We start from the raw sequence: 16,110 nt of genomic DNA, 5'->3' as shown, positions 1-16,110 counted from the left end.
GCGACGTATGCCGGAGATGCGCTTCGTGATCGAGTGGCCGAGCGGCGAGCACCAGGTCTGTTACTCTCCGTCGCTCGTCGTGAAAGAGCACATCGACGTCGGGGAGAGCTACACAATCGACGATTTCGTGGCGCGTTGCCGGAAGGCGCTCGATATCGCGAGCGAGCGGGTCTTCAAGAAGTACGGGTTCCCCTGCAGCCTGGCGCGGGCGGAGGCGGCGCGCATCGCGAGCGTGGCCGCGCGATTCCACGGCCAGAGCGGGGCCAAGGTCCGGGTCCTCAGGTTCGTCGAGTGACGTAAGGAGCAGTCTATGGTGTCGAAATCGAAGATGGAGCGCCTCCTCAGCGAGCGCCAGTTCCTCGTGTCCGCCGAGCTGACGCCCCCGCGTCACCACGACCTGGAAAAACTGCTGAAGCACGCCCGAAACATGGCGGGACATGTCGATGTGGTGCAGATCAACGATCACCTGCTCTCCCAGGCGCGCTGCGCCAACATGGCCGTCGGCCATTTCGTGAAGCAGGAGGGGCTCGAGCCGGTGCTCCAGTTCTCGCTCCGCCACAAGAACAAGATCGCCCTCCAGGGCGACCTCCTCGGGATGGCGGCGCTCGGGCTCTCGAACATCATCGTCCTGGGCGGCTATCCGTGCGCCATCGGCTCGGATCCCGACGCCAAGGAGGTGAGCGACGTCGACAGCTTCGCGGCGATCGAGCTGACCCGCCGGCTGACGCGCGAGGGGAAGCTCTTCAACGGAGACGTCATCTCGCCGGCGCCTTACTTCCACGTGGGGACCATCGATTTCCCGTGCGCGGAGCAGGCGATCGCCGGGGCGATGGACCGGCTCAGCGCGAAGATCGACGCGGGCGCGAGCTTCATCCAGGTGCAGGCGGTGTTCGAGCTCGCGTCGATGCGCCGCTGGATGGCGGCGGTGGTCGAGCGCGGGCTCCACGAGCGCGCGCACTTCATCGCGGCGATCTTCCCGTTCGCCGGCGTGGATCGGCTGAGCTTCCTGCAGAAGGTGCCGGGCCTCGTGGTCCCGGAACACCTGATCGAGCGCGTGCGCCAGAGCGGCGACGCCGAGGGGGAGAGCTACCGGATCACGCTGGAGCTCGTCCGGGGGCTCCGCGACATCCCGGGGCTCTCGGGCATCCACATGCGCTCCATCGGCGCGGAGGACTGGGTGCCCCGGCTGGTCGAGGACGCGGGGCTCCGGCGAGCGGCGTGAGCCCCTGCGGGCGTCGGCTCACGCCTTGTGCGCGATCCAGAGCAGCGCGAGGCCGTTCATCCTGCGCTCGCGGCGATCGACCTGGAAGCCCGCGCCGCTCAGATCGGCGCTGAGCCGGTCCTCGGTGTGGCGGTAGGTGGCCTCCGCCGCGTCGGCCCACGCGAGCATCGCGTGGGCCGTCGACGGGTTGTACCGGTGGCTGCGCAGGTAGCCGGCCATCGCGACGCGGCTCATCCCCGGCGCAGGCTCCAGGAGCGCGACGCGGCCGCCCGGGCGGAGCGCGCGCGCCGCCTCGGCCAGCACCGGGCCCGGCTCGGGCACGTGCAGGAGCAGGTTCGACGAGGTCACCACGTCGAACGAGGCGTCGGGGAACGGGAGCCGCGTCGCGAGCGCCTCCCGGAAGGTCACGTTGTCCAGGCCGAGCGCCTTCGCCCGCTGCGCAGCGCGCTCCACCATCGCCGCCGTCGCGTCGATCCCGACCGCCTCGTGGCACCGGCGCCCCATCTCGCGCGTCAGGCGGCCCGTGCCGCAGCCGAGGTCGAGACACCGATCCTCCACGCCCGGATCGACCAGCGTGACGAGCTCGTCGACGAGCGTCGCATAAGGGCCCTCCGCCTGCATGCGATCGAAGAAGTCGACAAGCTCGTGGAACGGGGTCGCCTGCTCCTTCGCGGCATACCGGTCACGCCACCGCCAGACGTCGTCGAGCGCCTGGTACGTGCCCCGGTAATACAGGAGCGGCGCGCCCGCCTCGCCCCGCCCGGCCGAGAGCGCGCGGCCGACATAGATGATGTGATCGCCCCCGTCGTACGCGTGCTCCACCTTGCAGTCGATGAAGGCGAGCACGTCCTTGAGGATCGGGCAGCCGGAGTCGGCCACATGCGCCTCGGTGAGCACCGCCTGCCGATCGATGTCCGTCCCCTTGCCGGCGAACAGGTCCGAGATGTCCCGCTGCTGCTCCCGCAGGATGTTCACCGCGAAGACCCCCGACGCCTCGATGGCCGCGCTCGTGCGCGACCGCCGGTCCGCGCAGAAGAGCACGAGCGGCGGGTCGAGCGAGACGGCGCTGAACGAGTTCACCGTCATCGCCTGCGGCGTACCGTCCTGCACCGTGGTCACGAGCGTGACCCCGGTCGCAAACTGGCCCAGCACCTTCCGGAACTCGGCGGGATCGAAGAGCATAGGACATAGTACGCGCTCGGCGCGCACCGGGGATCCAGGATCTGCGCCGCTCGCGCTCTCGCGCCGCGCACGCGCGCCGCGCGGCGCAGCTCACCCGGCGTCGCGCCGCGCGAGGTCCGGCGCGAAGGCCGGTATGCAGAGGGCGAAGTACTCGCTCTCCTCGTCGAACGGGTTGCTGTAGCGGACGCGCTGTTCAGGCTCCGTCCAGATGGCCTGGCCGGCACCGAGGTCGACCGTCTCGCCCGCGATCTCGACCCGCATGCGGCCGCGGATCATGAGCGTCAGCTCGCCGAACGAGGGCGTCTGCGCCGGCTCGCTCCACCCCGGCGGGGCCACCATGTGCGCCAGGCTGAAGCCGTCCGTGCCGGTGTTCACCCGGCCGAAGAGCTCCTCGATCAGCTTGCCACCAGGGACAGGGATCCGGGTCGCGGACGTGACGAGACGGTAAGGGTGCGCCATCGGGGGCCTCCAGATCAGAAGGCGCGGGTCCGATCGTCGGACACGCGGTAGAGCTGCATGAGCAGGTGGCGGCCGCCGAACGGCTGCAGGTAGCGGAGCGCCGCGGCCTTGCTCGCCACGAAGCGGTGGTAACGCCGCGCCGGCACGATCACGAGATCGCCCGCGCCGACCCAGATCCGCAGCCACTCGTCGTCCATGCAGCGGATGTCGTAAAGGCCGTGCCCCTCGACGAACAGCCGCACCTCGTCGCCGAGATGGCAATGCTCGTCCGCCTCCCGCGCGCTCTCCGCCTCGTCGCGAGGATTGCTCGTGTCGCGGCGGACCTCCTCGTGGTCCGTCCATCCACGCTCCGCATGGATGTGCTGCAAGGCCAGCGCGGCTGCGCCCGGGTCGAACGCGCCGCACCCGATCCCTTCCGCCAGCAGCTCCGCCTCGGTGTACTCGATCTCGCCTTCAGCGCTCATTCGGATCGCACGCATGCGCACCCTCCGGGACTGCGCTCTTCGACCTCTGCGCGCGCGCGACGTCAAGACGCTAACCGCGTCCAAGCATCCACATCAGGCCTGCAATGCTGAGACCCAGCACACCCAGCGCGAGCAACGCAATGAGCGCCTCCGTGAACCCCCACCCGCCGCCCTGCGCGACGCGAGGAGCCGCCGCAGTAGGCCGCGAGATCGGCGATAACGTGCTCGCGGAGGCAGGCGGAGGCGTCGGCGTGGAATGCGCAGCGGGCTCTTCGGCCGAAGGGGGCTCGAACACCGCGTCTGGACGGAGCGGCTCGCACGGGCTGCGCTCGATTTCGGCGAGCGCCTCGGCGGCCGGATGCTCGAATACGAGCCGATCGGCCGAGATCGCGAGCACCTGTCCAGGACGCCAGATCGTATCGAACTGAGGCACCGGAACGCCGTCGAGCGAGGCGCCGGAGCGCGATCCGAGGTCCTGAACTGAGAATTGATCGCCCCTGCGCGTAATGGCCACATGGCGGCGGGAGACGTCCGGGTCGTCGAGGCCAAGATCGGTGTCCTTGGCGCGTCCGACGAAGTAGGGCCGCGCCGACTCCGGAAGGCGCAGGACGCGGCCCTGGTCCGGGCCGTCGACGACGAGGACGCGCGGCGTGGGATCCTCGTCCTGAGCCGCCAGGCCGCGGGCGACGAGCTCGAGGGCGAGCTCCCTGGCGGCCGCGGCCGGGGCTCCCTGCGGGACCGCCGCCTCGATCCGGAGCGCGAGCCACACGCGGCCGATGCGGATGCGGTCGCCGGTGCGCAGCGGCATGGCCGTGCGCGGGGCGATGCGGGTCTTGCCGAGGTAGGTGCCGTTGTCGCTGCCCTCGTCGAGGAGCAGGTAGGCGGCGCCGCGCTGCCGGATCGACGCGTGCCGGGGGCTCACGGTCGCGTCGGGGAGGCGGACCTCGCAGCCCTCCGCGCGGCCGAGGATGATGCGGGGCGCGTCCAGGGTCAGGGAGAGCTCGCCCCCGCCCTCCTTCCCCGCTCCGGCGGGCGCCAGCACCACGATCGTCAACGCCATCGACGCTGCCTCTGCGCGGAAGGGCGGCGAAGGGTCAAATCGCCGCCGTGCGACGCATCCGCTCGGCGGCGCTGACGAGCTGCCGCACCGCCTGATCCTGCTGCCGCGCCGCCTCCTCGATGCGCTTGCCGGCCTCGACAAGCTGCTCGCCGCCGCGCGTCTGGCTCCGGTGCGAGGCGTTGAGGCTGTGGACCATGTTCGAGATCTGCTCGATCGCGCTCGTGATCTGGCGCCCGCCGCGCGCCTGCTCCTGGCTCGACCGCTCCACGTGCTGCGTGATGGTCCGCATCTTCTCCGCGCTCTTCATGATGAGCTCCGAGCCGCGCGCCTGCTCGGCCGTGGCGGCGGCGATCTGCTGCACCGTCTCGGCGATGCGGCCGATCGCGTCCGTGACCTGCTTCGACCCCTTGGCCTGCTCGACCGTGGCGCGGGCGATGGCGCGCACCATGTTGGTCGACTTCTGCGAGCTCTCGAGGATCTTCTTCAGGGCCCGCTCGGCCTCGTTCGACACCTCGACGCCGCGGTCGACGTTGTGCGCGCCGCGCTCCACGGCGGCGATCGCGTTCTTCGACTCGGACTGGATCGTCTTGATGAGCTCCGCGATCTCCTTCGTGCTGCCGCCGGCGCGCTCGGCGAGGTCCTTGATCTCGTCGGCGACGACGGCGAAGCCCTTGCCGTGCTCGCCGGCCTGGGCGGCGATGATCGCCGCGTTCAGCGCGAGCAGGTTCGTCTGCTCGGCGACGTCGTCGATGACGGCCAGGATCTGCCCGATCGCCTCGATGCGGAAGCCGAGGTTCGAGATGACGGCCACGGCCTCCTGGCTCGACTCCTTGATGCGGTAGATCTCGCCGATCGTCTTCAGGATGGCCTCGGCGCCCTTCTCGGCGTCGGTCGCCACCTCCTCCGAGAGCCGGGCCGTCTCGTTCGCGTTCGACTGGACCTGGTCGATGGAGACGTCCATCTGGTTCATCGAGGAGCTCGTCTCCTCGGCCGTCAGCGCCAGGGCGTCGACGTTCTTCGCGACCTCGCGGATCGAGTACGCCATCTCCTCGATCGACGAGACCGTCTCGCGCACGCTCGACCCGAGCTCGCCGACGTTCTCGGCGACCTCCTCGTTCGTGGCCGTCATCTCGAGGATGCTCGAGCTCGACTCCTCGGCGCTCGACGCGAGCGACTCGACCGACTGGGCGATGTTGGCGAGGGCGGTCGTCATCTCGCGGATGTAGACGGTGGCCTGCTCGCTCGCGTGCATGACGCTGCTCACGCCGTCGCTGAGCTTGGGCAGGAGCTCGTCGAGGAGCATGGTGGCCTGGGCCAGCTCCGTCCGGCGCTGCTTGTCGCGCAGCTCGGCCTGGGTGATCCGCTCCGCGATGCCGGTGAGCTCCGTGTAGAGGCGCGAGAGCTCTGGCGGCGCGCCCGGAGGGACGCGCACCCGCTCGCCGGCGGTGGCGCGCAGCACGGCGTCGACGAGCGCGTCGACGTCGATGTCGGGGCCCCGCTGCGCGAGGTCGTTCACCTTGCGGGTGAGCGTCGCGCACTCCCGCTCCAGGGTGTCGCGCTCCTTCACGAGCCCGTCGCGCTCGCGGCTCAGGGCGTCCCGCTCCCGCTCCAGGACGTCGCGCTGCCGCTCGACCCCGTCGCGCTCGCGGCTCAGGCCGTCCCGCTCGCGCGCGAGCTTGTCGCGCTCCTCCGCGAGCGCGTGGCGCTCCTCCGCGAGCTCGACCTGCCGGCCGGCGATCTCGGCGATCTGCTCGTAGGTCTCGGCGACGTCGGCGGGGGCGTCCTCGGGCAGCTTGGGGCGCTTGCCCCGCGCGGCCGCGCGGAGCGCGTCGCGCAGGCCCCCGAGGGGGACGCCGCCCTTGCCCGCGAGGCTCGCGTACACCACCGCCACCGCCGCGGAGAGGCCGAAGAACATGAACAGCTGGCTCGAGAACTCCGCCAGCGGCTTCGACGCGAGACTCAACCCGAAGCCGATGAGCAGGAGGATTACGGCGATGGCGATGGAGAGCTTGGAGTTCATTTCGTGCGTTCCAGCGCGATCGAGCAGCGGCGCGTGCGTGGCCCAACGTGCACCCGACGACCCCGAGGACGACCGAGCGTAAGAGGCGAGTGCCCCCCGGTGCAAGGAGAGCGCGCGGCAGAAACGCGGCGAGGCGCCGCCGGCAGGCGAGCAGCGGACCGAGCGCTCCTGGGCAGAGGCGCAGGGTCGGGCCGCGCGGGAGGGCCCGGCGTGTGGGGAAGTCGCGATGAACTTGGACGACCTCGACCCGATCGCGTATGCACGGAGATGCGGCGCAGAAGGTTCGCGCCGCGGGGGCGCGGCACGGGCGCCGTTCCCTCCACGCCCGACCCCTGAACACCGCCGCAGACCGCGGCGGCCGCCCGGCCGTCCTGGCCGCCGGGGTGGCCATGCGGCCGCGGCCGCCCCGTCATGCCCCTCGCCGCTCGCCTCCTGCTCGCCTTCGGGCTCGTCGCGATCATCGCGACGGCCTTCGTCGGCCTGACCCTGCGCGAGGCGTCGCGCGAGATCATCGAGAGCGGCTTCGCCGATCGGATCGCCGCGGCGCACGCCGGCGTCCGGCAGCAGCTCGTGTGGGAGGCCGAGGCGCTGCGCGATCTTCTGCCGCCGCTCTGCCAGCACGACACGTTCGTCGACAAGGCCCACGTCGAGCTGGAGCGGGGCAAGGGCGACCCGGACGCGATGGACCCGGGCAGCCGCATCGCGCTGCGCCGTCAGGTCCCGAGCCAGGCCAAGGCGCTGCGCCTCGACGAGCTGTCGCTCGTGGCGAGCAACGGGAGCGTCCTCGCGGCCGAGGACGCCTCGCGCATCGGCGCCCGCGACCCGCGGCTCGCGGAGCTGATCAAGGCCCCCGGGGGCGCGCCGCGGCTCCGGCCGGCGAAGGCGGGGGGCGAGCCGTCGCTGGAGGTCCACTGCGCCCTGTCGCGCCACGGGGTGACGATCGGCCTCGTGGGGGCGCGGCGGATCGGCCCGGTGCTCGCGCGGATCGGCGACGCGTATCACGTGCGGCTCACGGCGACGACCGAGGGGCGGCCCGCCCCCCGGAGCGGCGAGGCCGAGGTGGTGCGCGTCCTCGACTTCACGGAGATCCCGGGCCTCGACGTGGTCGCCTCGGTGTCGCGCGAGCCGCTGAAGCAGGCGCTGGCCCGGCTCGATCGCGCGATCGCCCTGACCGGCGCCACGGTGCTGGCGATCGCGCTCGGGATCGCGGTGGTGCTGGCGCGCAGCCTGTCGCGGCCGATCGCGGCGCTGGCCCGCGAGACGCGCGAGGTGATGAGCGGCGCGCCGCGGCGGGTGGAGGGGCGCGGGGGGCGGGAGATCGCGGATCTCGCGGCGGCGTTCAACGCGACCATCGACGAGCTCGCGGCGATGCGCAAGCGCCTGGCGGCGACCGAGCGGATCGCGGCGCGGCGCGAGGTCGCGCGCCAGATCGCCCACGAGATCAAGAACCCGCTGGCGCCCATCCGCGCGGCGGTGGAGACGCTGCGGCGGCTGCGGCAGCGCGAGGATCCGGCGTTCGACGACTACTTCGAGGAGGCGACGTCGACGGTGCTGAACGAGGTGCACCGGATCGCGAACATCGTGACCGAGTTCACGCGGTTCGCCCGGCTGCCCGCGCCCCACCTGGAGCCGGTCGACCTCGTGGCGGTCGCGCGCGGGGTGGTCACGCTGCACGCCGCGCCGGCGGGCGAGGCGACCGGCGGCGGCGGCACGGGCGGCGCGGCGACGGCGCGCGTGGAGCTCGCGGCCGACCCGATCCCGAGGGTGTCGGCGGACCGGGACCAGATGATCCAGGTGCTCACGAACCTGGTCCAGAACGGGCTGGACGCGGCGGGCGCGATCCGGCGCGATCCGCGCGTCTCGGTGACGATCGGCCCGCTGCCGAACGACCGCGTGCGGATCGTGGTGCGCGACAACGGGCCGGGCGTGGCCGAGGACATGGTGCCGCGCCTGTTCGAGCCGTACGCGACAAGCAAGGAGACGGGGACGGGGCTGGGGCTCGCGATCGCGCAGCGGATCGTGTTCGAGCACGGCGGGGAGATCAGCTACCGCAAGGCCCAGAAGGGGGGCGCGGTCTTCGAGGTCTGGCTGCCGGTCGGGGGGCCGCCCCTCCTGGAGAAGCCGCCGGGGGAGACCACGGTGCGGCCGCGGGGGCCGGAGGCGCCGTGACGGCGGCCGCTCCCCCGCGGCGCGCGCCCGCCACAGTGCCGCGCGCCGCGGGGAGGACCTGAGACAAAACGCCCCGGCGGAAGCGGCCATGGACATCCGCGGTGCTGCCCTCGCTCCGGAAGAAGCGGAGGACGTGGAGAGAGCCGGCGCGTCGTCGCCGCTGGCCGGCTCATCGAGGGGGCGAGCCGGCGGCCGGACGCGGCGCGCGGGGGCATGGGAGATGAATGCGGCGCCGGCATGCGTGCACGCTGGGCTCTTTCTCTCGCCGTGATCACCGCGCTTCCGCTCGGCTGCCTGGAACGGGGGGAGCGCCGGGGCGAGCAGACCGCCGAGGCGACCCCGCCTGCGCCGGGGCCGCTCGACGTGCCGCCCTCCGCCCGCGAGGCGGTCTCGCTCCAGGAGGGATTCGCCCCGATCGTGTCGCGCGTGAGCGCCGCGGTCGTGAACGTCTCCTCGGTGCGGTTCGTGCGCCCGCCGGTCCCCGAGCGCATCCCGTTCTTCTCGAACCCGCACTTCCGCGAGTTCTTCGGGATGGACGGCGACGCGCAGCGCGGACCGGACGGCCAGCCGCCGGGCCCGCGCGTGCAGCGCGAGCAGAGCCTCGGGTCGGGCGTGATCGTGTCGCGCGAGGGCCACGTGATCACCAACGCGCACGTGGTCCAGGACGCCAGCCAGGTGCGCGTCGCCCTGCCGGGCAGGCCGGAGATGAAGGCGACGGTCGTCGGCGTGGACGCGAAGACCGACGTCGCGGTGCTGAAGCTCGACGGGGGCGAGTTCGCTTTCGCGCCGTTCGGCGACTCGGACGCGGTGCGCGTGGGGGACCTCGCGCTCGCGATCGGCAACCCGTTCGGCATCGGCCAGACCGTCACCCAGGGGATCATCAGCGCCGTCGGCCGCGGCAACATGGGGATCGTCGATTACGAGGACTTCCTCCAGACCGACGCGGCCATCAACCCGGGCAACTCGGGGGGCGCGCTCATCAACATGGCGGGAGAGCTCATCGGGATCAACACGGCCATCCTCGCGCGCGGCGCGCAGGGCAACCAGGGGATCGGGTTCGCCGTGCCCTCGAAGCTCGCCCGCGCGGTGATGGAGCAGATCGTGGAGCACGGCCGGGTGATCCGCGGCGCGCTCGGCGTCGCGATCCAGGACGTGTCGCCCTCGCTCGCCGAGGCGCTCGGGCTCCCGCCGGACACGCGCGGCGCGGTGGTCAGCGACGTGTCCGAGGGGAGCGCCGCCGACAAGGCCGGCCTCCGGCGCGGCGACGTGATCGTCGCGCTGCGCGGGGAGCACCTGACCGACGGCCGCGAGCTGCGGATGCGCATCGCCGAGACGAAGCCGGGCACCCCGGTGGAGATGCGCGTGCTCCGCGACGGGCGGAACCTGGAGCTCACCGCGACCCTCGACGAGCTGCCGGAGCCGAAGCCGGAAGCGCCCACGCCGGCGCCGACGCCGACGGGCGCGCTCGGGATCGAGATCGCCGCGCTCTCGGACGACCTGCGGCGGCGGTTCGAGATCCCGGCCGACGTGAAGGGCGCGCTCGTCCTCGGGCTGAGCCCGGGCAGCCCTGCCGCGCGGGCCGGGCTGATGCCGGGGGACGTCGTCCTGGAGGCGAACCGGAAGCCGCTGACGAGCCCCGAGCAGCTGAAGCAGGAGGTCGACGCGACCGGGAAGCAGCCGGTGCTGCTCCTGGCGTGGCGGGAGGGGAAGACGCGGTTCGTGCTCGTGGAGCGGTGAGCCGCGGCGGCGGGCGCCGCGGCGTTCAGCCGGGGGGCGGCCGGCCGTCGATCCTGCTCGGCCGGCGCCGCGCGACCTCGCTCCCCGAGATGCAGACGGCCAGCCACACGCCGCCCGCGGCGAACCCCGCGAGCACGTCGCTCAGGTAGTGCACGCCGAGGCACATCCGGCTGAAGCCCATCGCCACGGTCCAGCCGAGCGCGAACGCGACGAACACCAGGCGAGCGCGGAGCGTCCGGAGGAACAGGAGCGCGAGGTACGAGAGCATGCCGAAGGTCACGAATGTGCCCATCGAGTGTCCGCTCGGGAAGCTCCACCCCCGGGCGACCGCGAGCGGATCGTCGAACAGCGGCCGCGGTCGCGCGAACAGGGCCTTGAGCGCCCGGTTGAGGAGCCCGCTCCCGGCGAGGGCGATCAGCCAGCCGACCGCGAGGACGCGGTGCTGCCGCTTCAGCAGCACCGCGGCCACGACGATCGCCACCACCGTGAGCGCCCAGCCGCTGCCGAGGTGCGTGAAGGCGCGGAGCGCCGTCACGCCGGCGCTGCTCGACGACGCGTGGAGCGCGCGCGCCAGCGCGAGATCGACCTGAACGATCGACGCGCCGCCGCTCACCGCCTCCGCGAGCGCGACGAACACGAGCGCGCCCAGGGTGAGCACGAGGCCGAGGCCGAGGTGGATCACGAGGTACTCGGCCGCGGAGAGCTCGCGGAGCACGCGCGCGACCGCAGGGAACCGGGTCGAGAGCCGCTGCGTGACCGGGTGCTCCGCCGCCGCGCGGTAGGCCCCGGCGGCCCGCGCCCACAGCGCCCGCGCGTGGCGCTCGGAGAGGCGGGCGACCGCGACGAGCCCGAGGAGCACCCCCACCGTCCCGGCCAGGAGCAGCGCGAGCAGCAGAAGAGGCCGCGCGCCGACCGCCGAGGCGAGCTGGTCCGCGCGGAGATCCAGCGCTTCCATGGAGGAGCTCTAGCACGCGGCCCTGCCGCGGGGCTCGCTCGGGGCGCGAGCGACACGAGGACTTCCGGCGCCGAGAGATCGCGCACATGGGCGAGGTGGATCTCGTCGTCGGGGACGGAGTACACGTAATCCGCGAGGTGGCGGGTCGCCGCGTCGCTCGCTCGCGGTGGGCCGGAAGAGAGACAAGGAGAGGGAGTGATGGAGAAGCTCGATCTCGAGCCGTACGACGCGCAGGCCGCCCGCTGGCCCGCCACGGGGCGACACATCCTCGCGCAGTTCGACGAGGAGACCCTCGTGGTCTATCAGGCGTACCGCCCTTCGATCGCGCGCCACGCGGCGCTGCACGGGCGGCTCGGAGGCCCGGAGTTCAGCTTCGGCCGCATGAGCTGGATCAAGCCGAACTTCCTCTGGATGATGTACCGCTCGGGCTGGGGCACGAAGCCCGACCAGGAGGCGGTGCTGGCCATCCGGATCCAGCGCGCGGGGTTCGACGCGATCCTTTCGGCGGCGGTGCCGTCGGGCTTCGTGCCCGAGCTGTACCCGAGCCAGGAGGCGTGGAGGAGCGAACTCCAGCGCTCGGACGTGAGGCTTCAGTGGGATCCGGACCACCATCCGTCGGGCGCGCCGGTCGCGCGGAGGGCGATCCAGCTCGGGCTGCGAGGCGCGATGCTGCGGCGGTTCGCCGAGGAGTGGACGGTGGGCGTGGAGGACATCTCGGAGCTCGTGGCGGAGCAGAGGGAGGCGCTGCGCGGCCGGGGAGCTGGAGGGCTCGTGATCCCGCGCGAGGAGGTGTATTGGCCGGCGGAGGCGGAGGGGGCGAGGCAGGCTGGGATAGAGCGCTGAGCGGGCGGAGAGGATCCCTCGCGCGCGGCGAGATACTCCTGCTCGGCCTGCGCCGCGAGCAGCGCCTCGAGCGACAAACGGGTTGAAATCCAGGGAAAAGCAGAAATTTCACAGGGAGGCGGGGAGGCGGGGAGGGAGAGACGGCGAGGGAGAGATTCTTTTTTTTCTTCCTCCCCGCCTCCCCGCCTCCCTGTGAAATTTCTCCCGGTTTCAACATGATTGGTGCTCTCGGGGGTGACGTCCGGCGGGTTGAACGCGCCCGCCGGGGCCGCGCGCCGGTGAGCCTCCCGAAGCGCGCACGCTGCGCTCCGATCGCCACGACCCCGCCCCAACCGCCGCGTCTATTTTCTGTTTTGCCAATTGACACAACAGAAATTCCGCCTCATCCTGTTCTCCGTGACAGCAGCGCCAGGCCGTCCGCGCGGCAGACCGAGGAAAGACCCAGAGAGGCTCTCGACATGGGTCCCGCCCGAGGGCTGGTCACGCCTGGTCGCGTGGGTCTCGCCGGAGGAGCGGAAAGCGCTGAAGCGCGTGGCGCTCGAGGCGAGCACCTCTGTCGCGGATCTGGTCCGCGCCCTGGCGAGCGGCCTCGCCGGGGGCGTCATCACACCGGAAGAGCTACTCGGCCACGTGAGAAAGGGCATTCAGGTCATGGAAAAGATTCCGACGATCTTCGATCGTGGCGACGACTTCAAGGTGCTCCCGCGGCCGCGCCAGGGCTGCGAGTGGGTCTTTGCGGGCGAGGGCCGCCCCACCGAGAAGCTCGACGGCACGAACGTGCGGCTGACCGTTCGCTCGGGCCATGTGGTCCGGGTCGAGAAGCGCAGGAACCCGAGCAAGCTCCAGAAGCAGCAGGGAATCATCGACGGCTGGTACGTCGACGCGGACGAGCACGGACCGGAAGACAAGTGGATCTTCGAGGCGGTTCGCGAGACCGACTTCGAGCGCTGGCCGGACGGCGAGCACTCGGCCGAGGCGCTCGGACCGAGCATTCAGGGCAACCCGCTCGGGCTGACCAGGCACCTCTGCGTGCCGTTCAACCTCGAGATCCCCGTCTACAACGAGGTCACGAGGACCTATGATGGCCTCCACAGCCTGTTCTCGCACCTGGAGAGCCGCTTCTCCCCGGGCCACCTCGCCGAGGGGATCGTGTTCCACCACCCCGACGGCCGGCGCGCCAAGATCAAGCGCAAGGATTTCCCCGGGGCGTCCGTGAAGTCGCGCTGAGGCGACGGCCGACGAGAGCGTCTCTCCGATTCGCTATCTCTCATCCACTCATCCACGAGCAAGGCTCAACGGACACGCGTCCTCCTTCGAGCAGAGTCGAAATTTCTCGGCCATGCCTCCCGGGCGGTCCGGTCGTGTGAGGCGGTTGCTCGGGTTGCTGTGGTAGGTCGGATCGAGCGTCGCCGGGCGGGGGCAGGTGTCAGCCCCGTCGGGTCCGACCGGATCCTCTCCGCGCCTGGATCATCGCGGGCCGATCAGCCGCGCCGGGCCGCCGCGCCGTCGACCACCGCCGGCACGGACTCCCGCATCGCCTCGACGAAGCGCCGCAGCCGGGCCGGATAGAAGCGGGCATGGGGATAGACCAGGTGGAACGGCAGCGGATCCGCCTGCCACGACGGCGCGAGGTGCAGCAGCCGCCGCTGCGCCAGGTCGTCGGCGACCAGCCAGGACGAGGCCACGCAGACGCCTAGGCCCATCAGCGCGGCGCTGCGCAGGGCATACAGGCTGTCGGTGCTCATGCGCGGGCGGATCGCGAGCTCGACCCGCTCACCCCCCGACGAGTGGGTCAGCGTGATCGTGTCGCGGTAGTAGGTCCGCAACGCCAGCCACGGCATGTCGGCCAGGTCCGATGGATGGGCCGGCGGCGCGGCCCGGCCCAGCACCGAGGGCGCTGCGGCCACGATGCGCGGCACCTCGGTCAGGCGGATCGCCACCACAGCCGGATCGGCCACTGCGCCGACCAGGAGCGCGCAGTCGATGCCGTCGGCAATGAAGTTCGGCTGCCCATCGTGCAGCAGCCACTCGACCGAGACACGCGGGTAGCGGCGCAGGTAGTCGACCAACGGCTTGACCAGCTGGTGCTGGCCGAAGGCGTGCGGCACGACCACGCGCAGCGTCCCATCGGGCTGGTCGCCGTCGCCTTGGATGTCCGACTCGAACGCCTCCAGGTTGGCCAGCAGTGTCTTCGCTCGTTCGAAGCAGCGTTCGCCGTCCTGGGTCAGCTTCATCGTGTGCGTGGAGCGCTGCAGCAGCGACAGGCCCAGCGAGCGCTCCAGTGCCTGCAGCCGGCGGCTCACGGTGGGCTGTGTCGTTCCCAGCAGGGTGGCCGCGGCCGACAGGCTACCGGCCTCGACGATCCTCACGAAGGTCTGCAGCAAGGCGATGCGGTCCAGCGACAAGGAGGAGCGCGGTGCCGGCACGGTCATACGTCAACCGTATAACTGTCGTACGTCCCACGCTACTACAGCGCCAGGATGATGCTTCATATCTTGGGTGCACCATGCACAACATGCAGCTGGCGCATAAGACCTCCGCCACCCAGTCGCCGCCCACCGCGTCCGCGCCACCCCTGCCCGCCGCCCTGGTGCTGCTGCTGGCCACCGGAGCGGGCCTGGCCGTGGCGTCGCTCTACTACAGCCAGCCCGTGCTCGGCGTGCTGGGGGGCGACATCGGCGCCTCAGGCCGCGCGCTCGGCCTCGTGCCCACGCTGACCCAGCTGGGCTATGCGCTGGGCATCCTGCTGCTTGCGCCGCTCGGTGACCGCTACGACCGGCGACGCATCATCCTGGCCAAGGCTGCCGTGCTGGCGGCCGCGCTGCTGCTCGGCGGCGCCGCTCACGCCATCGGCACGCTGCTGGTCGCCAGCCTGGTCACCGGCCTGGCCGCGACCTTGGCGCAGGACATCGTGCCCGCCGCCGCGATGCTGGCCCCCGCGGCGCATCGCGGCAAGGTGGTCGGCACCGTGATGACCGGCCTGCTGCTGGGCATCCTGCTGTCCCGCGTGGTCAGCGGTTTCGTGGCGGAGCATTTCGGCTGGCGCACGGTGTTCGTCGCCGCCGCGGCCAGCATCGCCCTGCTCGGCGCGGCGATGTGGCGCAGCCTGCCGCACTTCGAGCCGACCACGCAGCTGAGCTACGCCGCGCTGCTCGGCTCACTGGCCAAGCTGTGGAAGCGCCACGGCGCCTTGCGCCGCGCCACGCTGGCCCAGGGGCTGCTGTCGGTGGGGTTCAGCGCGTTCTGGTCCACCCTCGCCGTGATGTTGCACGGCGCGCCGTTCCACCTCGGCAGCTCGGTGGCGGGCGCCTTTGGGCTGGCCGGAGCGGCCGGCGCCATCGCGGCGCCCCTGGCCGGCCGCATGGCCGACCGTCGCGGGCCCGCCTGGGTGACGCGCATGGGCGCCGGCCTCTCGGTCGTGGCCTTCGCCGCCATGGCGCTGTTGCCCTCGCTGTCGGCCCATGGACGGCTGTGGCTGCTCGGCGCCAGTGCCGTCGCCTTCGATCTCGGCATCCAGGCCGCGCTGGTGGCGCATCAGACCCTTGTCTATGGCATCGAGCCCGGCGCGCGTAGCCGTCTCAACGCCGTGCTCTTCGTCGGCATGTTCGTCGGCATGGCCTTCGGTGCCGCGCTGGGCAGCATGCTCTTCGCCCAGTGGGGCTGGCTGGCCGTGACGGCTCTCGCCTCGTCGACGGCGGCCGGCGCGCTCATCGTCCGACTCGGGCCGGCGACGCGCACGTGACCGCTCACGTGAGCCGACTTCCATGATGGCCCGCGCAGATGCGCACCTTCACCGCGCCGGCGTCTCGCGCTCTCCGTCGTCGAAGAACTCCATTCCTTCGTAGGGGTTGCCGCGGCGGACGCGAGGCGTGTCCGGAGGTCGCCGACGTCACCATGGATCCGGCAGCATAGGCGACAATGGACTCGTGCGGGCGTGCCGGCTGGACGTCGAGGGTGTCACTGGGTCGAGGAGCGCGGGGTGCGTCGCCGCCGCGGCTC

General features: G+C 71.9%; 14 protein-coding genes. 7 read left to right on the top strand and 7 right to left on the bottom strand.

What is annotated here, in order from left to right; all coding sequences use genetic code 11:
• The first annotated feature begins 7 nt into the window (after window positions 1–7).
• Window positions 8–295, top strand: a complete 288-nt coding sequence (locus WMF36_RS46100; RefSeq protein WP_437577238.1) for an MSMEG_0570 family nitrogen starvation response protein — start codon at window positions 8–10, stop codon at window positions 293–295.
• Between the two features lie 15 nt (window positions 296–310).
• Window positions 311–1,222: a methylenetetrahydrofolate reductase gene (locus WMF36_RS46095; protein ID WP_437577237.1), complete on the top strand. Its 912-nt coding sequence runs from the start codon at window positions 311–313 to the stop codon at window positions 1,220–1,222.
• Window positions 1,223–1,240: 18 nt separating this feature from the next.
• Here the strand turns inward: WMF36_RS46095 and WMF36_RS46090 are convergent, their stop codons facing one another.
• The 5 genes from WMF36_RS46090 to WMF36_RS46070 all read right to left on the bottom strand — a co-directional run bounded on the left by WMF36_RS46090 (window position 1,241) and on the right by WMF36_RS46070 (window position 6,407).
• Window positions 1,241–2,404, bottom strand: coding sequence for a flavin reductase (locus WMF36_RS46090; RefSeq protein ID WP_437577236.1), 1,164 nt, complete (start codon window positions 2,402–2,404; stop codon window positions 1,241–1,243).
• 90 nt (window positions 2,405–2,494) lie between these two features.
• Window positions 2,495–2,863 carry a cupin domain-containing protein gene (locus WMF36_RS46085; protein WP_437577235.1) on the bottom strand — a complete coding sequence of 123 codons (369 nt, stop codon included), beginning with the start codon at window positions 2,861–2,863 and terminating at the stop codon, window positions 2,495–2,497.
• 14 nt (window positions 2,864–2,877) lie between these two features.
• The gene (locus WMF36_RS46080) at window positions 2,878–3,327 is read right to left on the bottom strand and encodes a hypothetical protein (protein WP_437577234.1); all 450 of its coding nucleotides are present in this window, start codon (window positions 3,325–3,327) and stop codon (window positions 2,878–2,880) included.
• Window positions 3,328–3,397: 70 nt separating this feature from the next.
• Window positions 3,398–4,387: an FHA domain-containing protein gene (locus tag WMF36_RS46075; RefSeq protein WP_437577233.1), complete on the bottom strand. Its 990-nt coding sequence runs from the start codon at window positions 4,385–4,387 to the stop codon at window positions 3,398–3,400.
• A gap of 34 nt (window positions 4,388–4,421) precedes the next feature.
• Window positions 4,422–6,407 carry a methyl-accepting chemotaxis protein gene (locus tag WMF36_RS46070; protein WP_437577232.1) on the bottom strand — a complete coding sequence of 662 codons (1,986 nt, stop codon included), beginning with the start codon at window positions 6,405–6,407 and terminating at the stop codon, window positions 4,422–4,424.
• Window positions 6,408–6,818: 411 nt separating this feature from the next.
• On the opposite strand from WMF36_RS46070, the gene WMF36_RS46065 reads away from it, so the two are divergent.
• Together WMF36_RS46065 and WMF36_RS46060 are read left to right on the top strand one after the other, a co-directional pair.
• Entirely contained in the window at window positions 6,819–8,576 is a 1,758-nt protein-coding gene (locus WMF36_RS46065; protein WP_437577231.1) for a sensor histidine kinase, read from the top strand.
• Window positions 8,577–8,843: 267 nt separating this feature from the next.
• On the top strand, window positions 8,844–10,313 hold the full coding sequence (locus WMF36_RS46060; RefSeq protein ID WP_437577230.1) for a Do family serine endopeptidase: 1,470 nt from the start codon (window positions 8,844–8,846) through the stop codon (window positions 10,311–10,313).
• A gap of 25 nt (window positions 10,314–10,338) precedes the next feature.
• Here WMF36_RS46060 and WMF36_RS46055 read toward each other — a convergent pair whose 3' ends face one another.
• A complete protein-coding gene (locus WMF36_RS46055; RefSeq protein WP_437577229.1) occupies window positions 10,339–11,268 on the bottom strand; it encodes a phosphatase PAP2 family protein in 930 nt (309 codons plus the stop codon).
• Between the two features lie 198 nt (window positions 11,269–11,466).
• Here WMF36_RS46055 and WMF36_RS46050 point away from each other — a divergent pair, with 198 nt between their 5' ends.
• Window positions 11,467–12,111, top strand: a complete 645-nt coding sequence (locus tag WMF36_RS46050; protein ID WP_437577228.1) for a DUF4291 domain-containing protein — start codon at window positions 11,467–11,469, stop codon at window positions 12,109–12,111.
• A 651-nt stretch (window positions 12,112–12,762) separates the two neighbouring features.
• Window positions 12,763–13,338 carry a hypothetical protein gene (locus tag WMF36_RS46045; RefSeq protein ID WP_437577227.1) on the top strand — a complete coding sequence of 192 codons (576 nt, stop codon included), beginning with the start codon at window positions 12,763–12,765 and terminating at the stop codon, window positions 13,336–13,338.
• 254 nt (window positions 13,339–13,592) lie between these two features.
• Here WMF36_RS46045 and WMF36_RS46040 read toward each other — a convergent pair whose 3' ends face one another.
• Window positions 13,593–14,543, bottom strand: coding sequence for a LysR family transcriptional regulator (locus WMF36_RS46040; RefSeq protein ID WP_437577226.1), 951 nt, complete (start codon window positions 14,541–14,543; stop codon window positions 13,593–13,595).
• Between the two features lie 83 nt (window positions 14,544–14,626).
• Between WMF36_RS46040 and WMF36_RS46035 the strand changes: the two genes are divergently transcribed.
• A complete protein-coding gene (locus tag WMF36_RS46035) occupies window positions 14,627–15,853 on the top strand; it encodes an MFS transporter (protein ID WP_437582048.1) in 1,227 nt (408 codons plus the stop codon).
• The last annotated feature ends 257 nt before the right edge of the window (window positions 15,854–16,110 follow it).

It is taken from the genome of Sorangium sp. So ce887, from assembly GCF_051521455.1.
Taxonomy (GTDB): domain Bacteria; phylum Myxococcota_A; class Polyangia; order Polyangiales; family Polyangiaceae; genus Sorangium.
Note: the sequence above shows the minus strand (reverse complement) of the source record. Positions and strands in the feature narration are given on the sequence as shown.

Excerpts from the sequence above, each read along its gene's own strand:
- WMF36_RS46100 (WP_437577238.1), top strand. The coding sequence starts at position 8 with ATGCCGGAGATGCGCTTCGTGATCGAGTGGCCGAGCGGCGAGCACCAG.
- WMF36_RS46095 (WP_437577237.1), top strand. The coding sequence starts at position 311 with ATGGTGTCGAAATCGAAGATGGAGCGCCTCCTCAGCGAGCGCCAGTTC.
- WMF36_RS46090 (WP_437577236.1), bottom strand. The coding sequence starts at position 2,404 with ATGCTCTTCGATCCCGCCGAGTTCCGGAAGGTGCTGGGCCAGTTTGCG.
- WMF36_RS46085 (WP_437577235.1), bottom strand. The coding sequence starts at position 2,863 with ATGGCGCACCCTTACCGTCTCGTCACGTCCGCGACCCGGATCCCTGTC.
- WMF36_RS46080 (WP_437577234.1), bottom strand. The coding sequence starts at position 3,327 with ATGAGCGCTGAAGGCGAGATCGAGTACACCGAGGCGGAGCTGCTGGCG.
- WMF36_RS46075 (WP_437577233.1), bottom strand. The coding sequence starts at position 4,387 with ATGGCGTTGACGATCGTGGTGCTGGCGCCCGCCGGAGCGGGGAAGGAG.
- WMF36_RS46070 (WP_437577232.1), bottom strand. The coding sequence starts at position 6,407 with ATGAACTCCAAGCTCTCCATCGCCATCGCCGTAATCCTCCTGCTCATC.
- WMF36_RS46065 (WP_437577231.1), top strand. The coding sequence starts at position 6,819 with ATGCCCCTCGCCGCTCGCCTCCTGCTCGCCTTCGGGCTCGTCGCGATC.
- WMF36_RS46055 (WP_437577229.1), bottom strand. The coding sequence starts at position 11,268 with ATGGAAGCGCTGGATCTCCGCGCGGACCAGCTCGCCTCGGCGGTCGGC.
- WMF36_RS46050 (WP_437577228.1), top strand. The coding sequence starts at position 11,467 with ATGGAGAAGCTCGATCTCGAGCCGTACGACGCGCAGGCCGCCCGCTGG.
- WMF36_RS46045 (WP_437577227.1), top strand. The coding sequence starts at position 12,763 with ATGGAAAAGATTCCGACGATCTTCGATCGTGGCGACGACTTCAAGGTG.
- WMF36_RS46040 (WP_437577226.1), bottom strand. The coding sequence starts at position 14,543 with ATGACCGTGCCGGCACCGCGCTCCTCCTTGTCGCTGGACCGCATCGCC.
- WMF36_RS46035 (WP_437582048.1), top strand. The coding sequence starts at position 14,627 with ATGCAGCTGGCGCATAAGACCTCCGCCACCCAGTCGCCGCCCACCGCG.